The sequence below is a fragment of the Pseudomonas sp. F220 genome, from assembly GCF_057813935.1.
Genome location: NZ_JBVASJ010000137.1, coordinates 1 through 531 on the forward strand (window position 1 = coordinate 1; position 531 = coordinate 531).

Sequence of the window (531 nt, forward strand, 5' to 3'; positions counted from 1 at the left end):
GTAGCAACGGCAGCACTTGGCGTTTGGGTGGTCTGGCGGGCTATGGCAATGACCGCAACACGACCACTTCCGATATCACCGGGTATCGTGCAAAGGGCGAGGTAGACGGATACACCACGGGGCTTTACGGAACCTGGTATGCCAACGGTACCGACGAAGCGGGGCTGTATGCCGACACCGTGTTGCAGTACAGCTGGTTTAATAACACCGTGAAAGGCGACGAGCTGGCCAATGAAAGCTACAAGTCCAAAGGTTTGAGCGCATCCTTGGAAAGCGGTTACGTGTTTGATTTGGGCAGTCATGCTGGAAATTCATACTTCCTGCAACCGAAGGCGCAACTTGCCTGGTCGGGCATTCGTGCCGATGACTACACCGAACAGAACGGCACACGGGTGACCTCGACCGGCAACGATAACGTGCGCAGTTCGTTGGGTGTTAAAGCCTTTATGAAAGGCTATACCGCACAAGGTGATGGCAAGCAGCAGTCGTTCAAGCCGTACGTAGAAACGAACTGGGTACATAATTCCGAAG

The 531-nt window shown here is 54.0% G+C and carries 1 protein-coding gene; it reads left to right on the forward strand.

Features of this window, described 5'->3' with window-relative positions:
- A partial coding sequence (locus tag ACZYSM_RS29345; protein WP_489077192.1) for an autotransporter outer membrane beta-barrel domain-containing protein occupies positions 1-531 on the forward strand: 531 nt, incomplete at both ends.